Genomic DNA, 16,673 nt, shown 5'->3' with positions numbered 1-16,673 from the left:
TCCTTCTGTTGTTAACCTTCGTCTTTTTTGTCGTCAACCAGCGGGCTGGCATCGTGCTCGGCTTTGATCTCTTCTTCCGGCAACGGGGCTGGCGCAACGTCTGGCGTTGCAAAGACCTCCGTCGATACTGCCAGAGGCTGGCCGAGTTTGGTCACGGACAGGCTTTCCAGCTCGTCGACAAGGTTAACTTTGCCCGGTGCGAACAGGTTGATTACCGTTGAGCCCAGCTTGAAGCGGCCCATCTCCTGACCTTTCAGCAGGGCCACAGAACCTTCTTCTTCCCCGGCAGGCCAGGTCCAGCGCTTGATCACGCCTTCGCGTGGCGGCGTAATGGTGCCCGCCCAGACGGTTTCGATGCTGCCCACAATGGTAGCACCTACCAGAATCTGCGCCATTGGGCCAAATTCAGTATCAAACAGGCAGATGACGCGCTCGTTACGGGCAAACAGGTTAGGGACGTTTTGCGCCGTCAGGTGGTTTACAGAGAACAGATCCCCCGGCACGTAGATCATCTCGCGCAGGATGCCGTTACACGGCATATGAACGCGGTGGTAGTCGCGTGGGGAGAGATAGGTGGTCGCGAAAGTCCCGTTGCGGAACAGATCCGCCATTATGTAGTTACCGGCCAGCAGCGCTTCCAGGCTGTAGTTATGGCCTTTCGCCTGCAAAATTTTGTCGTCTTCAATTTTACCCAGCTGGCTGATCACGCCGTCAGCAGGCATCACCAGCACGTTCGGGTCGGTATTCAGCGGGCGCACTTCGTCGCGCAGCGGACGCACAAAAAATTCGTTGAAGGTGCGGTAGCTTGCCGTATCCGGCTTCTGCGCTTCTTTCATGTCGACCTTGTAGTATTTCACGAACAGGTCGATGACCAGTTTGGTCAGCCAGCCCGCTCGTTTGCTCGCGCCCCAGCCCGCCAGGCGAGTGAGCCACAGTTTAGGCAGAATGTATTGAAGCGAAAGTTTAAATGAGTTTAACAAGGTAGCCTCCAGGCCATTGTTTTGTCGTTCCTGATCCGGCAGTACGCTGCCGGAACCTGAAAAAAGGGGACGATTTTAGCGACGCTTAGCTTAGTTGTCAGTTATCAGAATCAGAAAAGTTTTTACGCGTTTTTACCTGGTCCATGCTTTCGAGAATACGATGGTAATTTTCGAAACGGGTTTCCGCTATTTCACCGTTCTCCACCGCTTCGCGGATGGCGCAGCCCGGATCGTTGTCATGTTTACAGTCGCGGTATTTGCAAGCGCCTATATAGTCATGGAATTCGACAAATCCGTTGAAGATTTGTTCCGGCTCAAGATGCCAGAGACCAAATTCACGCACACCCGGGGAGTCAATCACATCGCCGCCGTGCGGGAAGTGATAGAGACGTGAGGCGGTGGTGGTGTGCTGGCCCAGCCCGGAGACGTCCGACACATCGTTGGTCAGGATTTCTTGCTGAAGGCCGAGCAGGTTGTTAAGCAGGCTCGATTTACCCACGCCAGACTGCCCTGCAAAGATACTGATGCGGTCGGTCAGCGCATCTTCTAACGGCTTCAGGCCATCTTTGGTGCGGCTGGAAACCATCAAAACGCGATAACCAATATTGCGATAGATATCCATCTGCTCATTCACAAAGGCCATGGCCTCGTCATCCAGCAGATCGATTTTATTCAGCACGATGAGCGGCTCAACCTGTAGCGTTTCGCAGGCCACAAGGTAACGGTCAATAATGTTGAGCGAAAGTTCGGGTAAAATCGCTGAAACGATCACGATCTGGTTGATATTGGCGGCAATGGGCTTTACGCCGTCGTAGAAATCAGGACGGGTCAGAACCGACGTGCGTTCATGCACGGCTTCAACGATACCTTTAACCGTTACCCCTTCCGCAGCCGCTTTGCCTGGACGCCAGACCACGCGGTCACCGGTCACCAGGGAACGGATGGTGCGACGGATATTGCAACGGTGGATGTCCCCGTCGGCAGACTCGACATCGGCATGCATACCGAAGCGGCTAATCACCACGCCTTCCGTCGCTTCGCCAAACAGGTTGTCGTCGTAATCGGGCTTCTCCGTAGTGGTTTTAAGACGGCGCTGGTGATTTGCATTCACGCGGCGCTGCTGCCCTTTGGAGAGTTTATTTTTACTCAATCGCGCTGGCTCCTGGTCGCCCATAGCGGGCAAAACCTCTATGATACACTCTAATTAATACTAGTTAACCTGCTACTGCCGGTTAAGCGAGAAGGGTGGAAAATAACATGAGCGCGGACGAAAACAACCTGATTTGGATCGATCTGGAGATGACCGGCCTGGATCCCGAGCGCGATCGCATTATTGAGATCGCCACACTGGTCACCGATGCCAACCTCAATATTCTGGCGGAAGGCCCAACGATTGCCGTGCACCAGTCCGATGACCAGCTTGCGCTGATGGATGAGTGGAACGTGCGTACCCATACTGGCAGCGGGCTGGTGGAACGCGTGAAGGCCAGCACTCTGGGCGACCGCGAAGCGGAGCTGGCGACGCTTGAGTTTCTGAAGCAGTGGGTGCCGGCAGGAAAATCGCCTATCTGTGGCAACAGCATTGGGCAGGATCGTCGTTTCCTGTTTAAGTACATGCCGGAGCTGGAGTCCTACTTCCACTACCGCTATCTGGATGTGAGCACCTTAAAAGAGCTGGCCCGCCGCTGGAAACCGGAAATTCTCGACGGCTTCACAAAGCAGGGGACGCACCAGGCAATGGACGACATCCGTGAGTCTGTTGCGGAGCTGGCGTACTATCGCGAAAACTTTATTAAGCTTTAATTTTGCGATCCGGCGCCTTGCGTGGCCGGGTTTTTGTCGCTAAATTGTTCAGCTTGCCGATTAAATAAGCACTTGAACTGAATTTCAAAAAAATCGCTTTGAGGGGGGTTGCAGCTAAACGGATTTCTCGTATAATGCGCCTCCCGTAACGACAGAGAATTACACGTTACGACAGCAACAAAAGCAGTACAGATTTGCGGGAATAGCTCAGTTGGTAGAGCACGACCTTGCCAAGGTCGGGGTCGCGAGTTCGAGTCTCGTTTCCCGCTCCAAAATTTGAAAAGTATCGCAAGATACGCCAGCACCAGAACACCCAAGCGGGAATAGCTCAGTTGGTAGAGCACGACCTTGCCAAGGTCGGGGTCGCGAGTTCGAGTCTCGTTTCCCGCTCCAAAATTTGAAAGTATCGCAAGATACGCACAGCACCAGAATACCCAAGCGGGAATAGCTCAGTTGGTAGAGCACGACCTTGCCAAGGTCGGGGTCGCGAGTTCGAGTCTCGTTTCCCGCTCCAAATTCTTCTTCTTTCCTAAATTATCCACAGCGAAATGCTTCGTTGGGGACGTTTTCTATTGTATCTGAAACACTCTTGTAAACAGAGTTATCCACAGAAACTGTGATAAATCTCAGTTGTACAAAATGTTAGCAGGGTGAATAATATCTTAGTAATTAACTGTAATCTATGAAGAAAATTTGATTTCAAAATGTTATTGAGATCACTTGACCTGTTTGCTACACCTTATGGCGCCTGAATTCTTATTTTTATTCACAGCCTGTGAATATATCACACATCCCGTGGCAGCCCTTTTTCAATCACCCTGACCAGGCGCTGTTTCTTCGGTAACTGCACTTCAACCACGCCGGCATTTCGCTTCTCAATTTGCTGCGCAATCGCCCATTCTATGTGCTCATCAAGAAGTGGGTGCTCACCTCTGCGGCTTTCGAGCGCCTGAAGATTGGCTTCATCCCATGGGGCATTACCCAGCGCAACGGCCACATTACGCAGCCAGCGCAGGTGGCCGATACGACGTATGGCGGAACCTTCCGTCACCTTCAGGAACCAGGCTTCGCTCCAGGCGAACAGTTCGATCAGCTGCGGGGCATGTAACGCCTTGCGGGGACTGAAGTCTTCTTCGTCCGTCAACTGTGAATAGCGGTTCCACGGACAAATCAGCTGGCAGTCATCACAGCCGTAGATGCGGTTGCCAATAAGCGGACGAAATTCCTCTGGAATAGCACCTTCCAGCTCGATGGTGAGATAAGAGATACAGCGGCGCGCATCAACGGTATAGGGTTCAACGATAGCGCCCGTTGGGCAGATGGTCATACAGGCCACGCAGCGGCCACACCCTTCTTCCACCGGACCGTCTACCGGCAGGGGTAAATCAATCAACAATTCACCCAGGAAAAAGAATGAGCCCGCGTCGCGGCTTAAGATAAGTGAGTGCTTACCTGTCCAGCCAAGCCCGGCTTTTTCGGCGATCGGGCGCTCAAGAATAGGCGCAGAATCGACAAAGGGTCTAAAATTCAGCGAAACACAGTGCTGCTGAATGGTTTCCCCGAGCTTTTTTAGACGGTTGCGCAGAAGTTTATGGTAATCACGTCCCAGAGCGTATCGGCTGACGTAACCCAGCGAAGGATTTTTTAGCGTGCGCGCAAAGGCCGCGTTAGCGGGCAGATAGTTCATGCGTACGCTAATGACGCGCAGCGTACCCGGCAACAGCTCGTGGGGGCGGGCACGCATCATACCGTGACGCGCCATCCACTCCATCTCGCCGTGGTATTGTTTATCCAGCCATGCCTGTAGCTTAGGCTCGCTGGCAGAGAGGTCGGTATCGGTAATACCGACCTTCTGGAAGCCCAGTTCAGCACCCCACTGTTTTATTTTTTGCGCTAATTCATTGAGATCGAGGGGCTGTGACATGACGGACCATACTGTGAAGAAAAACCCCGCAAGTATACCACATTCCATCTGGCATGCGGATGACCTCCGTCGGGCCGAAAAAGAGGCCGCAGACAGCCTCGGCGTTACCCTTTATGAACTGATGCAGCGCGCGGGCGAGGCGGCGTTTAACGTGGCGCGCACGGCTTATCCGGATGCCTCGCACTACCTGATTCTGTGCGGGCACGGCAATAACGGTGGCGATGGCTATGTGGTGGCTCGTCTTGCGGTGGCGGCGGGGCTGCGCGTCACCCTGCTGGCGCTGGAGAGCGACAAGCCGCTACCGGAAGAGGCTGGCATGGCGAGAGAGGCCTGGCTGAATGCGGGGGGCATTATTCATGCGCCTGATATCGTCTGGCCCGAGGATGTCGACGTGATTGTTGATGGTCTGCTGGGGACGGGGCTGATGCGCGCGCCTCGCGATGACGTCGCCGCGCTGATTACCCACGCTAATGCGCACCCCGCCCCGGTGGTGGCGCTGGATATTCCCTCCGGCCTGATGGCGCAAACCGGCGCGACGCCGGGCGTGTCGATTGAGGCTGCGCACACCGTGACCTTTATCGCCCTGAAGCCGGGTTTGCTTACCGGTAAAGCGCGGGATGTCGTGGGGACGTTACATCACAACGCACTGGGGCTGGAAAACTGGCTGGCTGGACAGGATACCCACATCACCCGCTTTTATGCCTCCCTGCTTGCTCAGTGGCTGCCTCCGCGCCGCCCCACATCCCATAAGGGTGATCATGGCCGGCTGCTGATTATCGGTGGCGATCATGGCACGGCAGGTGCGATTCGCATGACAGGAGAGGCCGCGTTACGCAGCGGTGCCGGATTAGTACGCGTGCTGACCCGCAGCGAAAACATTCCGCCGATTATTACCGCGCGGCCGGAGCTGATGGTCCACGAGCTTGCCCCACAGGCGATTGAAGAGGGTCTTGAGTGGGCGGACGTGGTAGTCATTGGTCCGGGCCTGGGTCAGCAGGAGTGGGGTAAACAGGCCCTGCAAAAGGCCGAGAATTTTCGTAAGCCGATGCTCTGGGATGCCGACGCGCTTAACCTTCTGGCAATAAACCCGGATACGCGTCACAATCGCATTCTGACGCCACACCCCGGCGAAGCCGCACGGCTGCTTAACTGTAGCGTGGCAGAAATTGAAAGCGATCGCTTACTTTCAGCCCAACGTCTGGTAAAACGTTACGGAGGTGTTGTCGTTTTGAAAGGGGCGGGGACCGTTATTGCCAGCGATGATGCGATGGGCATCGTTGATGCCGGTAATGCAGGCATGGCGAGCGGCGGCATGGGTGATGTGCTCTCTGGCATCATTGGCGCATTGCTCGGACAGAAACTTCCCCTTTATGATGCAGCCTGTGCTGGCTGCGTGGCCCACGGTGCGGCGGCTGACAGGCTGGCTGCTCGTTACGGAACGCGCGGTATGCTGGCCACCGATCTTTTTTGCACGCTGCGGCGTGTTGTTAACCCGGATGTGATTGACGTAGAAAATGACTAATCGAGCGATTCCTTTACCTGATGAACAAGCCACTTTAGATCTCGGCAAGCGCGTGGCGCAGGCCTGTCAGGGGGCGACCGTCATTTATCTGTATGGTGATTTAGGCGCGGGTAAAACAACCTTCAGCCGTGGTTTTTTGCAGGCGTTAGGCCATAACGGGAACGTAAAAAGCCCGACTTATACGCTAGTAGAACCGTACACGCTTGAAAATATCATGGTGTACCACTTTGATTTATATCGTCTTGCGGATCCTGAGGAGCTGGAATTTATGGGGATCCGCGATTACTTTGCCAACGACGCCATTTGCCTGGTGGAGTGGCCGCAACAAGGTGCGGGTGTGCTGCCTGGCCCGGATGTCGAAATTCACTTGGATTATCAGGCACAAGGGCGTGAGGCGCGCATCAGTGCGGTTTCCTCATCAGGCTGTTCCTTACTGGCGCGTTTAGCCGGTTGAGCGTAGGGATAACGGGATGATTAATCGCGTTAAAGATTGGGTGCTGGCTGCCACGGTCCTGCTGTGCGCGCAGGCCGGGGCGGCCAGCCTCTCGGATATTCAGGTGTCGAATGGCGATAGCCAGGCCCGTATTACGTTCAGCTTTATGGGCGATCCTGAATATGCTTTCTCACAAATCGACAGCCGCAGCGTGGCGCTCGATATTAAACAGACCGGGGTGATCCAGGGGCTGCCGCTCCAGTTCAGCGGCAACAATCTGGTGAAAAGCATCCGTTCGGGGACGCCGAAGGATGCACAGTCTCTGCGTCTGGTGGTCGATCTCACCGAAAAGGGCAAGACGAAGGCGGTTAAGCAGCAAAACGGCGCCAATTATACGGTGGTCTTTACCATTAATGCTGATGTTCCGCCGCCGCCACCGCCTGCACCTGTTGTAGCAAAACGCGTGGAGGCGCCGGTTTATACCCCAAGGCCGTCTGAGCCAGCCCGTAATCCGTTTAAATCACAAAATGACCGACTTACCGCCGTGACCAGCAGCAACACGGTGACGCGTCCGGCGGTCAGCGCGCGGCGTACGCCGGTCAGTGGCGACAAAGTGATTATCGCCATCGACGCCGGACACGGCGGGCAAGATCCTGGCGCGATTGGCCCGGGCGGCACGCGGGAGAAAAACGTCACTATCGCCATTGCCCGTAAGCTGCGTGCGCTTCTGAATGACGATCCGATGTTCAAAGGGGTCATGACCCGCGACGGAGATTACTTTATTTCAGTGATGGGACGCTCGGATGTGGCGCGTAAGCAAAACGCCAACTTCCTGGTGTCGATTCACGCGGATGCTGCGCCGAACCGTAACGCCACCGGCGCGTCGGTATGGGTACTGTCGAACCGTCGTGCCAACAGTGAAATGGCGAACTGGCTTGAAGAGCACGAGAAGCAGTCTGAACTGTTAGGCGGGGCAGGCGATGTGCTGGCAAACAGCCAGGCCGATCCGTATCTCAGCCAGGCGGTGCTGGATTTACAGTTCGGTCATTCTCAGCGCGTCGGGTATGATGTCGCCACTAACGTACTCAACCAGCTGCAAAGCGTCGGATCGCTGCATAAGCGTCGTCCGGAACATGCGAGCCTCGGTGTCCTGCGTTCGCCGGATATTCCGTCGATTCTGGTAGAGACGGGTTTTATCAGTAATCACGGTGAAGAGCGTTTACTGGGAAGCGACAGCTATCAGCAGCAAATTGCTGAAGCGATTTATAACGGTCTGCGTAAATACTTTGACGCGCATCCGCTTCAGTCTGCGCCGCAGGGCGGGGCAGCCCAGACGGCAAGCGCCGCGCTGCCGGGTGAGATGACCGCGACTAATTAAGGAGAGTTCATGCCGATTCAGGTTCTACCGCCGCAGCTCGCGAACCAAATCGCCGCCGGTGAGGTGGTGGAACGCCCTGCATCGGTGGTGAAAGAGCTGGTGGAAAACAGCCTCGATGCAGGGGCGACCCGCATTGATATCGATATTGAACGCGGGGGCGCAAAGCTTATCCGCATTCGTGATAACGGCTGTGGCATCAAAAAGGACGAGCTGGCGCTGGCGCTGGCGCGTCATGCCACCAGTAAAATTGCGTCACTTGACGATCTGGAAGCGATTATCAGCCTGGGTTTTCGCGGCGAAGCGCTGGCCAGTATCAGCTCCGTTTCCCGCTTAACGTTGACCTCCCGCACGGCCGACCAGCAGGAAGCCTGGCAGGCCTACGCCGAAGGGCGCGATATGGACGTCACGGTTAAACCAGCGGCGCACCCGGTAGGCACCACGCTTGAAGTGCTGGATCTTTTCTATAACACGCCCGCCCGGCGCAAGTTTATGCGAACCGAGAAGACCGAATTCGGACATATCGACGAGATCATCCGCCGCATCGCGCTGGCACGCTTTGATGTCACTCTTAACCTCAGTCATAACGGTAAGGTGATGCGTCAGTACCGGGCAGTGGCGGAAGGCGGGCAAAAGGAGCGTCGGCTGGGCGCCATCTGCGGCACGCCGTTCCTGGAAAAAGCGCTGGCCATTGAGTGGCAGCATGGCGATTTGGCCCTGCGCGGCTGGGTTGCCGATCCGAACGCCAGTAGCGCCGCGTTTGCTGAGATTCAGTACTGCTACGTCAACGGTCGAATGATGCGCGACCGTCTGATTAACCACGCCATTCGCCAGGCCTGTGAAGATAAGCTCGGCGCCGATCAAAAGCCCGCCTTTGTGCTTTATCTGGAGATCGACCCGCACCAGGTGGATGTGAACGTCCATCCCGCCAAGCACGAGGTGCGTTTCCACCAGTCGCGTCTGGTGCATGATTTTATCTATCAGGGCGTCGTTAGCGTTTTGCAGAAGCAGGCTGAGCCAACGCTGCCGCTGGAAAACGACATTCCTGCACCGCGATCGCTGCCAGAAAATCGCGTGGCGGCCGGACGTAACCATTTCGCTGAACCCGCAGCCGCGCGCGAACCAGTGGCTCCGCGTTTTTCGTCAGCGGGAAGCGCACCGCGCCCGACGGGCGCCAACTACCCAAATGCCCAGCCGGGGTATCAAAAGCAGCAAGGGGCGTTGTACCGTAAATTGCTGGACACCCCAGCCGTGGAACGGAAAGAACATATTGAGGTATCGCCGTCTTCCCTTGACGGACATAGCCAGAGTTTTGGCCGGGTATTGACGATTGTCGCCCCGGACATGGCACTGCTTGAACGCGAGGGGAAATTGATGCTGCTGGCGTTGCCGGTAGCGGAACGCTGGCTTAAACAGGCGCAACTGACGCCAGGGGAAAACGCCGCCTGTGCTCAGCCGTTACTGATCCCGGTTCGGTTGAAAATAAACCATGAAGAAACAGGGGTTTTGCAGCGTGCCCAGGCGCTTCTTGCCGAAATGGGGATTGAAATCGTACTGGACGCGCAGCATGTGACAATTCGCGCAGTGCCTTTACCCTTACGCCAACAAAATTTACAAAACTTGATTCCTGAACTGATAGGCTACCTGGCGCAACAAACAACGTTTGATGCCGCCGATACCGCGCAGTGGATCGCCCGCCATCTGGCCAGCGAACATTCGCCGTGGAGTATGGCGCAGGCGATTAACGTTCTGGCAGAGGTGGAACGCCTCTGTCCACAACTGGTGAAAGCGCCGCCAGGTGGTTTGTTACAACCTGTTGATTTAAAAACGGCGATGACCGCCCTGAAACATGACTGATGTAAGTAAGGCGAGCCTGCCAAAGGCGATTTTTTTAATGGGGCCAACGGCCTCCGGTAAAACGGCGTTAGCCATTGAGTTACGTAAAGTTTTGCCAGTAGAGTTGATTAGCGTTGATTCAGCCCTCATTTACCGAGGAATGGACATCGGCACGGCGAAGCCCAACGCAGACGAACTGCGTGCGGCACCGCACCGTTTACTGGATATTCTCGACCCGGCACAGGCTTACTCCGCAGCAGATTTTCGCCGCGACGCCTTAGCTGAGATGGCCGAGATTACCGCCGCGGGACGCATACCGCTGTTAGTTGGCGGCACGATGCTCTACTTTAAGGCGCTGCTGGAGGGGTTATCGCCTCTGCCATCGGCCGATCCGGAAGTGAGAGCGAAGATTGAGCGGCAGGCGGCAGAGCAGGGGTGGGACGTTTTGCACAGGCAACTGGAAGAGATTGACCCGGTTGCCGCAGCGCGGATCCACCCAAACGATCCGCAAAGGCTTTCCCGGGCACTGGAAGTTTTTTTCATTTCGGGTAAAACTTTAACGGAACTGACGCAAACGTCAGGAGACGCTCTGCCGTATCAGGTGCATCAGTTCGCCATCGCCCCGGCGAGCCGTGAACTGCTCCATCAACGAATTGAGCAGCGTTTTCATCAGATGTTGGCTTCAGATTTTGAAGCAGAAGTGCGGGCGCTTTTTGCCCGTGGAGATTTGCATACGGACATGCCTTCCATTCGTTGTGTGGGATACCGCCAGATGTGGTCGTATCTTGAAGGCGAGATTTCATACGATGAAATGGTTTATCGAGGTGTTTGCGCCACGAGACAGTTAGCGAAGCGCCAGATCACCTGGTTGCGCGGTTGGGAGGGGGTTCACTGGTTAGACAGTGAAAAACCACAACAGGCGTTAAACGAAGTGATTGAGGTTATTGGTGATATCGCTGACTGAATGTGTACAATTAAGCCGTATCGTGCGCAATTTTTCAGAATCGCAAGGTTCTAAGTACAAAACAAGCATATAAGGAAAAGATAGAATGGCTAAGGGGCAATCTTTACAAGATCCGTTCCTGAACGCATTGCGTCGGGAGCGTGTTCCAGTTTCTATTTATTTGGTGAATGGTATTAAGCTGCAAGGTCAGATTGAGTCTTTCGATCAGTTCGTGATCCTGTTGAAAAACACGGTCAGCCAGATGGTCTATAAGCACGCGATTTCTACTGTTGTTCCGTCCCGTCCGGTATCTCATCACAGCAATAACGCTGGCGGCGGCACTGGCAGTAACTACCATCATGGCAGCAACGCGCAGGGTTCATCTGCTCCTGCGCAGGACAGCGAAGAAACCGAATAAGGTTTTGGGCTGTTTTCCACACGGGGAGCCAGGGATCCTGCGTTCCCCGCTGATCTTTTTAGAGAGGTTTACGCTTGTTTGACCGTTATGACGCCGGTGAGCAGGCGGTGCTGGTACACATCTATTTTTCGCAAGACAAAGATATGGAAGACCTCCAGGAGTTTGAATCTCTGGTCTCTTCCGCCGGTGTCGAAGCAATGCAGGTGATTACCGGTAGCCGTAAAGCGCCGCACCCGAAGTACTTTGTTGGTGAAGGTAAAGCAGTTGAAATTGCGGATGCCGTAAAAGCAACCGGCGCATCAGTCGTGCTGTTTGATCATGCGCTGTCTCCGGCTCAGGAACGTAACCTGGAAGCTCTCTGCGAATGTCGTGTTATCGATCGCACGGGGTTGATCTTAGATATTTTTGCTCAGCGTGCGCGTACCCACGAGGGTAAGTTGCAGGTTGAGCTGGCGCAGTTGCGCCATCTGGCGACGCGTCTGGTGCGTGGCTGGACACACCTTGAAAGACAAAAAGGCGGGATTGGTTTACGTGGCCCGGGTGAAACCCAGCTCGAAACCGACCGTCGTTTGCTGCGTGGCCGTATAACCCAGATCCTTTCTCGTCTGGAGCGTGTCGAGAAACAGCGCGAACAGGGGCGTCGGGCGCGAACCAAAGCCGACATCCCAACGGTGTCGCTGGTGGGCTATACCAACGCCGGTAAATCCACCCTGTTTAACCAGATAACCGAGGCCCAGGTGTATGCCGCAGACCAGCTGTTTGCGACCCTGGACCCTACGCTGCGCCGTATTGACGTCGCAGACGTCGGTGAAACGGTACTGGCGGATACCGTAGGGTTTATCCGCCATCTGCCGCACGATCTGGTGGCGGCGTTTAAAGCGACCTTGCAGGAGACGCGTCAGGCGACCCTGCTGCTGCACGTGATTGATGCGGCTGACGTACGCGTGCAGGAGAACATCGACGCGGTGAATGTGGTGCTCGAAGAGATTGACGCCCACGAAATTCCCACTTTGTTGGTGATGAACAAGATCGATATGCTGGACGATTTCGAACCGCGTATTGACCGAGATGAAGAGAACAAACCAATTCGGGTCTGGCTATCTGCTCAGGCCGGGATTGGTGTGCCACTGCTTTTCCAGGCTTTGACAGAACGTCTTTCCGGTGAGGTAGCTCAGCACACGCTGCGACTGCCGCCACAGGAAGGCAGGCTGCGTAGCCGGTTTTATCAGCTTCAGGCGATAGAAAAAGAGTGGATGGAGGATGACGGCAGCGTGGGGATGCAGGTGCGTATGCCGATCGTTGACTGGCGTCGCCTCTGTAAACAAGAACCTGCGCTGGCGGACTATATCGTCTGATCAGAAAGGGGAAGCCTGAAAAATTCGCCCTTGCATAACAAATATGGAGCATATACATGGCGTGGAATCAGCCCGGTAATAACGGACAGGACCGCGACCCGTGGGGAAGCAGCAATAATCAAGGCGGCAACTCTGGGGGAAATGGCAACAAAGGTGGTCGCGAGCAGGGGCCGCCGGATCTGGATGATATCTTCCGCAAACTGAGCAAAAAGCTTGGTGGCCTTGGCGGAGGAAAAGGTTCTGGCTCGGGTGGCAACTCCACTCAGAGTCCGCGCCCGCCTATGGGTGGCCGCGTAGTAAGCATTGTGGCCGCGGCGGTAGTCATCATCTGGGCAGCCAGCGGGTTCTACACCATTAAAGAAGCAGAGCGCGGCGTGGTAACCCGTTTCGGTAAGTTCAGCCATCTGGTTGAGCCGGGCCTGAACTGGAAACCGACCTTCATTGATAACGTGACCGCAGTGAACGTGGAGTCCGTCCGTGAACTGGCGGCGTCTGGCGTGATGTTGACCTCTGACGAAAACGTGGTGCGCGTTGAGATGAACGTCCAGTACCGCGTGACCGATCCTGAGCGTTATCTGTTTAGCGTGACCAGCGCGGATGACAGCCTGCGTCAGGCGACCGACAGCGCCCTGCGTGGCGTGATCGGTAAATACACCATGGACCGTATCCTGACCGAAGGTCGTACCGTTATTCGTAGCGATACCCAGCGCGAGCTGGAAGAGACCATCCGTCCGTACAACATGGGTATTACCCTGCTGGACGTCAACTTCCAGGCTGCACGTCCGCCGGAAGAGGTGAAAGCGGCGTTTGACGATGCGATTGCCGCGCGTGAAAACGAACAGCAGTACATCCGTGAAGCGGAAGCGTACACCAACGAAGTTCAGCCGCGTGCAAACGGTCAGGCGCAGCGTATTCTGGAAGAAGCGCGCGCGTATAAGACCCAGACCATCTTGGAAGCACAGGGTGAAGTGGCTCGCTTCGCGAAGATCCTGCCGGAATATAAAGCCGCGCCGGAAATTACCCGTGAGCGTCTCTATATCGAGACCATGGAAAAAGTGCTGAGCCATACGCGTAAAGTGCTGGTTAACGACAACAAAGGCGGAAACCTGATGGTCCTGCCGCTGGATCAGATGCTTAAAGGCGGTTCTGCACCGGCAGCAAAAGACAACAGCGGAGCCAACAACCTGCTGCGTCTGCCGCCAGCCTCGTCTGGTAGCTCCAGCGCGAACACAACGCCTTCTTCGAACGATGGTGACATTATGGACCAACGCCGTGCTAACGCGCAGCGTAACGACTACCAGCGTCAGGGGGAATAAGGATGCGTAAGTCAGTTATTGCGATCATCATCATCGCACTGGTCGTGCTCTACACCTCCATCTTTGTGGTGAAAGAGGGCGAACGTGGGATCAAGTTCCAGTTTAGCAGCGTCGTGCGTGACGGCGACAAGCGTCCGGTGATCTACGAGCCGGGTCTGCACTTCAAGGTGCCTTTCATTCAGTCAGTCAAAACGCTCGACGCACGTATCCAGACCATGGATAACCAGGCCGACCGTTTCGTGACTAAAGAGAAGAAAGACCTGATCGTTGATTCCTACATCAAATGGCGCATCAGCGACTTCAGCCGCTACTTCCTGGCAACCGGCGGTGGTGACGTTTCTCAGGCAGAAGTGCTGCTGAAACGTAAGTTCTCTGACCGTCTGCGTTCTGAAATTGGTCGTCTGGATGTAAAAGACATCGTGACCGACTCCCGAGGTCGTCTGACCCTGGAAGTGCGTGATGCGTTGAACTCAGGTACAGCGGGTACCGAAGACGAAGTGGAAACACCGGCAGCGGATGACGCGATTGCCAAAGCGGCTGAACGCGTTCAGGCTGAAACCAACGGTAAAGTACCGGTGATCAACCCGAACAGTATGGCTGCACTGGGTATCGAAGTGGTTGACGTGCGTATCAAGCAGATCAACCTGCCAGCGGAGGTGTCCGAGGCGATCTACAACCGTATGCGCGCCGAGCGTGAAGCGGTAGCCCGTCGTCACCGTTCACAGGGTCAGGAAGAGGCCGAGAAACTGCGTGCCGCAGCGGACTACGAAGTGACCAAGACGCTGGCGGAATCTGAGCGTCAGGGCCGTATCCTGCGTGGTGAAGGCGATGCCGAAGCCGCGAAGCTGTTTGCCGATGCCTTCAGCCAGGATCCCGACTTCTACGCCTTTATCCGTAGCCTGCGTGCTTACGAGAATAGCTTCCAGAGCAACCAGGATGTGATGGTACTCAGCCCGGACAGCGATTTCTTCCGTTATATGAAGACGCCGACTAACGCAACGCGATAAACTCAGGCTCGTTTGAGTATTCAAACCACCGCTCTTCACGGAGCGGTGGTTTTCTTTTATAAGGATGAAAAATGAATTCAACGATCTGGCTTGCACTGGCTTTGGTTTTGGTGCTGGAAGGCCTCGGCCCGATGCTCTATCCACGCGCATGGCGACGGATGATCGCGACAATGAGCCAACTTCCGGACAATATTTTGCGTCGTTTTGGTGGTGGACTTGTGGTTGCCGGTATCGTTATCTACTACATGTTGAGGAAAACGATTGGCTGATCAAAAACTAACCGCAATCGGCATATTTTAGGGTCAAAAAGTGCTGTATATCTGAAAAAGCGATGGTAGAATCCATTTTTAAGCAAACGGTGATTTTGAAAAAAATGGGTAACAACGTCGTCGTACTGGGCACCCAATGGGGTGACGAAGGTAAAGGGAAGATTGTCGATCTTCTGACTGAACGGGCTAAATATGTTGTACGCTACCAGGGCGGTCACAACGCAGGCCATACTCTCGTAATCAACGGTGAAAAAACCGTCCTCCATCTTATTCCATCAGGCATTCTTCGCGAAAACGTCACTAGCATCATCGGTAACGGCGTTGTGCTGTCTCCAGCTGCGCTGATGAAAGAGATGAAAGGTCTGGAAGACCGTGGTATCCCTGTTCGTGAGCGTCTGCTGCTCTCCGAAGCCTGCCCGCTGATCCTGGACTATCATGTGGCGCTGGACGTGGCGCGTGAAAAAGCGCGTGGCGCGAAAGCGATCGGCACTACCGGTCGTGGCATCGGCCCGGCATACGAAGATAAAGTGGCTCGTCGCGGTCTGCGTGTGGGCGACCTCTTCGACAAAGCGACCTTCGCTGAAAAACTGAAAGAAGTGATGGAATATCACAACTTCCAGCTGGTGAATTTCTATAAAGCCGAAGCCGTTGACTACCAGAAAGTGCTGGATGACGTCATGGCGATTGCTGACATTCTGACCGGCATGGTTGTTGATGTGTCCGATCTGCTGGACCAGGCGCGCAAGCGTGGCGATTTCGTCATGTTTGAAGGTGCGCAGGGTACCCTGCTGGACATCGACCACGGTACCTATCCGTATGTAACGTCCTCTAACACCACCGCGGGTGGCGTGGCAACCGGCTCCGGCCTGGGCCCACGTTATGTGGATTACGTTCTGGGCATCATCAAAGCATACTCCACTCGCGTGGGTGCGGGTCCATTCCCGACGGAGCTGTTTGATGAAACCGGCGAGTTCCTCTGCAAGCAGGGTAACGAGTTTGGCGCAACCACCGGTCGTCGTCGTCGTACCGGCTGGCTGGACGCCGTTGCCGTGCGTCGTGCTGTGCAGATCAACTCCCTGTCTGGCTTCTGCCTGACCAAGCTGGACGTACTGGACGGCCTGAAAGAAGTGAAAATCTGCGTGGGCTACCGTCTGCCAGATGGTCGCGAAGTGACTACCACTCCGCTGGCCGCTGACGACTGGGAAGGCATTGAGCCAATCTACGAAACCATGCCGGGCTGGTCTGAGACCACCTTCGGTGTGAAAGAACGTAGTGGCCTGCCAAAAGCTGCGCTGGACTACATTAAGCGTATTGAAGAACTGACCGAAGTGCCGATCGATATTATTTCTACCGGCCCGGATCGTACTGAAACGATGATCCTGCGCGACCCGTTCGACGCATAATCTTCGTGACTGCTGGCCTGCGGGGAAACCCGTAGGCCGGATAAGCGCAGCGCCATCCGGCGACCGCTCCTGGATCTCCGCTTTTTCGC

The 16,673-nt window shown here is 55.3% G+C and carries 15 protein-coding genes and 3 tRNA genes; 15 read left to right on the top strand and 3 right to left on the bottom strand.

What is annotated here, in order from left to right:
* Nucleotides 1-11 precede the first annotated feature (11 nt).
* Nucleotides 12-980 (bottom strand): archaetidylserine decarboxylase, encoded by a 969-nt coding sequence (gene asd, locus C3451_RS16275; protein ID WP_022646813.1) that lies wholly within the window; start codon nt 978-980, stop codon nt 12-14.
* A gap of 97 nt (nt 981-1,077) precedes the next feature.
* Complete coding sequence (rsgA, locus tag C3451_RS16270; RefSeq protein ID WP_072202591.1) at nt 1,078-2,130, bottom strand: small ribosomal subunit biogenesis GTPase RsgA; 1,053 nt, start codon at nt 2,128-2,130, stop codon at nt 1,078-1,080.
* A 107-nt stretch (nt 2,131-2,237) separates the two neighbouring features.
* Here rsgA and orn point away from each other — a divergent pair, with 107 nt between their 5' ends.
* The 4 genes from orn (at nt 2,238) to C3451_RS16250 (ending at nt 3,297) form a co-directional block, all read left to right on the top strand.
* A complete protein-coding gene (orn, locus tag C3451_RS16265) occupies nt 2,238-2,783 on the top strand; it encodes an oligoribonuclease (RefSeq protein ID WP_003855965.1) in 546 nt (181 codons plus the stop codon).
* Nucleotides 2,784-2,979: 196 nt separating this feature from the next.
* Nucleotides 2,980-3,055 (top strand) — tRNA-Gly (locus tag C3451_RS16260).
* 45 nt (nt 3,056-3,100) lie between these two features.
* Nucleotides 3,101-3,176 (top strand) — tRNA-Gly (locus C3451_RS16255).
* A gap of 45 nt (nt 3,177-3,221) precedes the next feature.
* Nucleotides 3,222-3,297, top strand: a tRNA-Gly gene (locus C3451_RS16250).
* 270 nt (nt 3,298-3,567) lie between these two features.
* Here C3451_RS16250 and queG read toward each other — a convergent pair.
* Nucleotides 3,568-4,707 carry a tRNA epoxyqueuosine(34) reductase QueG gene (gene queG, locus C3451_RS16245; protein ID WP_015572463.1) on the bottom strand — a complete coding sequence of 380 codons (1,140 nt, stop codon included), beginning with the start codon at nt 4,705-4,707 and terminating at the stop codon, nt 3,568-3,570.
* On the opposite strand from queG, the gene nnr reads away from it, so the two are divergent.
* The 11 genes from nnr to C3451_RS16190 all read left to right on the top strand — a co-directional run bounded on the left by nnr (nt 4,706) and on the right by C3451_RS16190 (nt 16,584).
* Nucleotides 4,706-6,229, top strand: a complete 1,524-nt coding sequence (nnr, locus tag C3451_RS16240; protein ID WP_045621049.1) for a bifunctional ADP-dependent NAD(P)H-hydrate dehydratase/NAD(P)H-hydrate epimerase — start codon at nt 4,706-4,708, stop codon at nt 6,227-6,229. The two genes, queG and nnr, sit on opposite strands and share 2 nt — an antisense overlap.
* Nucleotides 6,222-6,683 (top strand): tRNA (adenosine(37)-N6)-threonylcarbamoyltransferase complex ATPase subunit type 1 TsaE, encoded by a 462-nt coding sequence (gene tsaE / locus C3451_RS16235; RefSeq protein WP_045621048.1) that lies wholly within the window; start codon nt 6,222-6,224, stop codon nt 6,681-6,683. Before nnr ends, tsaE begins: the two co-directional genes overlap by 8 nt.
* Nucleotides 6,684-6,699: 16 nt before the next feature.
* Entirely contained in the window at nt 6,700-8,040 is a 1,341-nt protein-coding gene (gene amiB, locus C3451_RS16230; protein ID WP_045621047.1) for an N-acetylmuramoyl-L-alanine amidase AmiB, read from the top strand.
* 9 nt (nt 8,041-8,049) lie between these two features.
* Nucleotides 8,050-9,894 (top strand): DNA mismatch repair endonuclease MutL, encoded by a 1,845-nt coding sequence (gene mutL, locus C3451_RS16225; RefSeq protein ID WP_045621046.1) that lies wholly within the window; start codon nt 8,050-8,052, stop codon nt 9,892-9,894.
* Nucleotides 9,887-10,837, top strand: a complete 951-nt coding sequence (gene miaA, locus C3451_RS16220) for a tRNA (adenosine(37)-N6)-dimethylallyltransferase MiaA (protein WP_023299133.1) — start codon at nt 9,887-9,889, stop codon at nt 10,835-10,837. Before mutL ends, miaA begins: the two co-directional genes overlap by 8 nt.
* Before the next feature lie 85 nt (nt 10,838-10,922).
* Nucleotides 10,923-11,234, top strand: a complete 312-nt coding sequence (gene hfq, locus C3451_RS16215) for an RNA chaperone Hfq (RefSeq protein ID WP_006810391.1) — start codon at nt 10,923-10,925, stop codon at nt 11,232-11,234.
* Between the two features lie 74 nt (nt 11,235-11,308).
* On the top strand, nt 11,309-12,589 hold the full coding sequence (hflX, locus tag C3451_RS16210; protein WP_003855991.1) for a ribosome rescue GTPase HflX: 1,281 nt from the start codon (nt 11,309-11,311) through the stop codon (nt 12,587-12,589).
* A gap of 56 nt (nt 12,590-12,645) precedes the next feature.
* Nucleotides 12,646-13,905, top strand: a complete 1,260-nt coding sequence (gene hflK / locus C3451_RS16205) for an FtsH protease activity modulator HflK (RefSeq protein WP_022646820.1) — start codon at nt 12,646-12,648, stop codon at nt 13,903-13,905.
* A gap of 2 nt (nt 13,906-13,907) precedes the next feature.
* Entirely contained in the window at nt 13,908-14,912 is a 1,005-nt protein-coding gene (hflC, locus tag C3451_RS16200) for a protease modulator HflC (protein ID WP_022646821.1), read from the top strand.
* A gap of 71 nt (nt 14,913-14,983) precedes the next feature.
* On the top strand, nt 14,984-15,181 hold the full coding sequence (locus tag C3451_RS16195) for a DUF2065 domain-containing protein (protein ID WP_003855996.1): 198 nt from the start codon (nt 14,984-14,986) through the stop codon (nt 15,179-15,181).
* Nucleotides 15,182-15,285: 104 nt separating this feature from the next.
* On the top strand, nt 15,286-16,584 hold the full coding sequence (locus tag C3451_RS16190; RefSeq protein WP_032621775.1) for an adenylosuccinate synthase: 1,299 nt from the start codon (nt 15,286-15,288) through the stop codon (nt 16,582-16,584).
* The last annotated feature ends 89 nt before the right edge of the window (nt 16,585-16,673 follow it).

The organism is Enterobacter sp. 301B, from assembly GCF_003850715.1.
Lineage (GTDB): Bacteria > Pseudomonadota > Gammaproteobacteria > Enterobacterales > Enterobacteriaceae > Enterobacter > Enterobacter intestinihominis.
This window is presented reverse-complemented; position numbering and strand designations above follow the sequence as displayed.

Coding starts and splice junctions, on each gene's coding strand:
- orn (WP_003855965.1), top strand. CDS start 2,238: ATGAGCGCGGACGAAAACAACCTGATTTGGATCGATCTGGAGATGACC.
- nnr (WP_045621049.1), top strand. CDS start 4,706: ATGACGGACCATACTGTGAAGAAAAACCCCGCAAGTATACCACATTCC.
- queG (WP_015572463.1), bottom strand. CDS start 4,707: ATGTCACAGCCCCTCGATCTCAATGAATTAGCGCAAAAAATAAAACAG.
- tsaE (WP_045621048.1), top strand. CDS start 6,222: ATGACTAATCGAGCGATTCCTTTACCTGATGAACAAGCCACTTTAGAT.
- amiB (WP_045621047.1), top strand. CDS start 6,700: ATGATTAATCGCGTTAAAGATTGGGTGCTGGCTGCCACGGTCCTGCTG.
- mutL (WP_045621046.1), top strand. CDS start 8,050: ATGCCGATTCAGGTTCTACCGCCGCAGCTCGCGAACCAAATCGCCGCC.
- miaA (WP_023299133.1), top strand. CDS start 9,887: ATGACTGATGTAAGTAAGGCGAGCCTGCCAAAGGCGATTTTTTTAATG.
- hfq (WP_006810391.1), top strand. CDS start 10,923: ATGGCTAAGGGGCAATCTTTACAAGATCCGTTCCTGAACGCATTGCGT.
- hflK (WP_022646820.1), top strand. CDS start 12,646: ATGGCGTGGAATCAGCCCGGTAATAACGGACAGGACCGCGACCCGTGG.
- hflC (WP_022646821.1), top strand. CDS start 13,908: ATGCGTAAGTCAGTTATTGCGATCATCATCATCGCACTGGTCGTGCTC.
- C3451_RS16195 (WP_003855996.1), top strand. CDS start 14,984: ATGAATTCAACGATCTGGCTTGCACTGGCTTTGGTTTTGGTGCTGGAA.
- C3451_RS16190 (WP_032621775.1), top strand. CDS start 15,286: ATGGGTAACAACGTCGTCGTACTGGGCACCCAATGGGGTGACGAAGGT.